The 3,426-nt window shown below is 35.0% G+C and carries 3 protein-coding genes; all 3 read right to left on the minus strand.

Annotated elements, in window-relative coordinates; translation table 11 throughout:
- On the minus strand, positions 1 to 1,969 hold a 1,969-nt coding region (locus QZ359_RS09310; protein ID WP_293965932.1), incomplete at its 3' end, for a CarD family transcriptional regulator.
- Positions 1,970 to 2,539, minus strand: a complete 570-nt coding sequence (gene pth / locus QZ359_RS09315) for an aminoacyl-tRNA hydrolase (RefSeq protein ID WP_261030048.1) — start codon at positions 2,537 to 2,539, stop codon at positions 1,970 to 1,972.
- Between the two features lie 70 nt (positions 2,540 to 2,609).
- A partial coding sequence (gene ychF, locus QZ359_RS09320; protein ID WP_293965933.1) for a redox-regulated ATPase YchF occupies positions 2,610 to 3,426 on the minus strand: 817 nt, incomplete at its 5' end.

A 3,426-nucleotide genomic window follows, 5' to 3' on the forward strand; every position in this document is an offset into this window, starting at 1 on the left:
CCTTAAAGGCTGCACGCATTGCAACTTCAGTCTTTCCAAAACCAACATCCCCAACCAATAGCCTATCCATTGGCTGAGAATCTTGCATATCCCTCTTGATTTCCTCAATACTACGAAGTTGATCATCGGTTTCAACATAAGGGAAAGCATCATCAAAAGCAACTTGCTCTTCATCATCAACTGAGAAAGCAAAGCCCTTCAACTGACTACGCTCAGAGTAGAGTTTAATTAAATCGTCAGCTATATCCTCTACCTGGTTCTTTACTTTTTGCTTGGCTTTTTTAAAATGACCATCATTTAATTTATTAAGTTTAGGAGCTTTCCCATCACTTGAAATATATTTAGACAGTAGATGAATCTGTTCTACTGGGATAGAAATTTGATCACCATTTTGGTATTGGACGCTAACATAATCGCGGTGAATCCCTTTGATTTCAATGGTTTCAATTCCTAGGTATTGACCAATTCCATGGATATGGTGAACAACGTAGTCCCCTTTCTCAAGTTCATTATAATCTTTTAATCTCTCTGCATTTGAAACATGTTGTCTTCTAAAACGACGTTTTAATTTCTTTTGGAAAATCTCATGTTCAGTTATCAATAAAATCTTTTCATCTACAAAATGAAAACCATGTCTTAGATTACTCTCAATTAAGTTTACAGATTGTTGACAGATTCTTGACTTATCTCTGGAATCCAATTTAATCTGATATTCCTCTAACATATCCTCCAATGCCTTACTTCCCATTGAATTGCTAGATTGCAGGATAATAGTATAATTCATTTTTTTGTATCGTTCAATTTCTTCTTTTAGAAAAGAAAACTGATTGAAAAATTCCTGCATAGGATATTGATTGAATTGATAAATTTTGTCAAATTTGAGATTTCCTAAACCTTTTTGAAGATTAGAGAAAAAGGTCACTGGACTTTGTTTTTTATAGATTTGTTCAATATCAGCAAAATACTGCATATCAGAAAATGCTTTACTATTCTGTAATTCTTCTGTAAAGTATTGTGCTAACTCCCTTTCAAAGACTTCATACTGATTCATCAATTTCTGGTAATCATCAAAGAATATTGGGATATCTTTTTCAATATAGTCAAAAACAGTCCATATCTTGTCATAACACAAAGATAAAAATTTCCGGGAATCAGAATGAATTTGTTTTTGGTGAAAACTTGAAAGAATTTCTTCTAGGTATGATTTCAAAATCGGTGATAAAGTCTTCGAAATGTGTTTTTCTAAAGCTGATTGACCTCGTTGATAATCCTTTTCTCTCAAAAGCATATCACTAGCTGGAAAGATAGTGAGTTCTGTCTGATTTTCTTTCGATAATTGTGTTTCGACTTCAAATGACCTGATACCATCAATTTCATCACCAAAAAACTCAATTCGGCAAGGTTCTAACTGGGATATTTCAAAAATATCTAAAATATCTCCTCGCAGACTAAATTCGCCCTGAGTTTGTACTTGAGTAACTTTTCGATAACCAATTTCCTTTAACTGATGGATAAACGCGTGTTGATCATATTCTTCACCAACTGAGATTTTTACAATACTATCTTTGAATACATTTGGAGACGGTAAAATCAATCGACTTGCTGCGATATTACAAACTAAAATCCCTCTCTTAGATGAATCAGTCAAAAAACGCAAGGCTTCAACCCGTGAAATGATTTTTTCTTGTGAAGACATCAAAAACTCGACCATAGGGGAGTCATCTATCAAAAATGGATAGACAAGTTCCTCACCCAAGATAGAGATAAGATCACTAACCAGTCCTTCTGCTTCTCCATAAGTTGACGTCAATAACACAATCTTATCTTCCTGTCTCAAACTACTAGCAATTGCTAAAGCTTTTGTAGAAGTTGACAAGCCTAACATTAATTGTCTTTTCTTATCTGTCAGATTTTGATGCCATTTTTTGATCTGATTATTTTCTGAGAATAAATCTAATAAGGTCACCATTTATCCGTTATACCTCTGCATCGTTTTTTCAAAGTTTTTCTCTTGTAAATAGTAGTTTACAGAATCGTCAACTTTGTCAATAGACTGTAAAACACCAATATAATCATCCTTGTCAAACTTACTCAAAACATGGTTAACAACTGATATTCCATTTTTAGGTCTTCCGATTCCAATCTTAACACGATTAAAGGTCTGAGTCCCTATATGTTGAATAATAGACTTGATACCATTATGACCACCTGCTGAGCCTTTTGCTCTTAAACGAATTTTCCCAACTTCCATGTCAAGATCATCGTAAATGATTAGTAAATCTTCAATATCCAAACCATAGTAAGTTAATAAAGCATGGACCGCTTTTCCACTTTCATTCATAAAGGTCGTTGGTTTGACAAGATAAATTTTTTCTCCATTAAAGAAAAAAGATGCTAGATCAGCTTGAAATATCTTATCGTGTGTAAAAGTTAGATTCTGTTTCTTCGCTAGTTGGTCAATCAACATAAAACCAACATTGTGTTTTGTTTCAAAATATTTATCCCCTGGATTTCCCAAGCCTACAAGTAATTTGGTCATTTATTTGTCCTTTCAAAAGCCAAAAGGGTTGGAATTTTTTCCAACCTAATTGATACTATTCATTAAATTTTTAGACATTAAAGCGGAATTCCATGATATCGCCGTCTTGGACGATATATTCTTTTCCTTCTTCACGCAAGCGCCCAGCTTCTTTTACGGCCTTTTCAGATCCGTATTTTACGAGATCCTCATATGACATGGTTACTGCACGAATAAAGCCTTTTTCAAAATCTGAGTGGATAATACCAGCTGCTTGAGGAGCCTTCATACCACGTTTGAAGGTCCAAGCGCGAACTTCTTTTTCACCAGCTGTAAAATAAGTTCCCAGTCCAAGCAAGTGGTAAGCTGCACAAGTTAACTTGTCAACGCCTGATTCTGTCAATCCAAGTGCTTCAAGAAATTCTTTCTTGTCTTCATCGTCTAACTCAGAAATTTCTTCCTCAGCACGCGCAGAAATAACGACTACTTCAGCATTTTCTGTCGCTGCAAATTCACGAATTTGTTTGACATAGTCGATAGAGTCAGGTTCTGAAACCACATCCTCATCTACATTGGCAACATAAAGAACTGGTTTAGTTGTCAAAAGGAAGAGACCTTTGACAACTTTTTGTTCTTCATCTGTAAATTCGATGGTGCGAGCTGATTTTCCATCTTCAAGGACTGGTTTAATCTTTTGAAGAACATTGAATTCTGCTACTGATTCTTTATCTTTTTGCGTACGTGCCATCTTTTCTACACGCGCATATCGTTTGTTCACTGATTCTAAGTCAGCAAGAATCAATTCCAGATTAATTGTATCAATATCTGCAAGTGGATCTACAAAGGCGTCTTCACGTCCTTGCTCGCGCATCACATTTTCATCATCAAAAGCACGAACTACGTGAACA

This window comes from Streptococcus sp. (assembly GCF_019414905.1).
Classification (GTDB): Bacteria; Bacillota; Bacilli; order Lactobacillales; family Streptococcaceae; genus Streptococcus.

Coding starts and splice junctions, on each gene's coding strand:
- pth (WP_261030048.1), bottom strand. CDS start 2,539: ATGACCAAATTACTTGTAGGCTTGGGAAATCCAGGGGATAAATATTTT.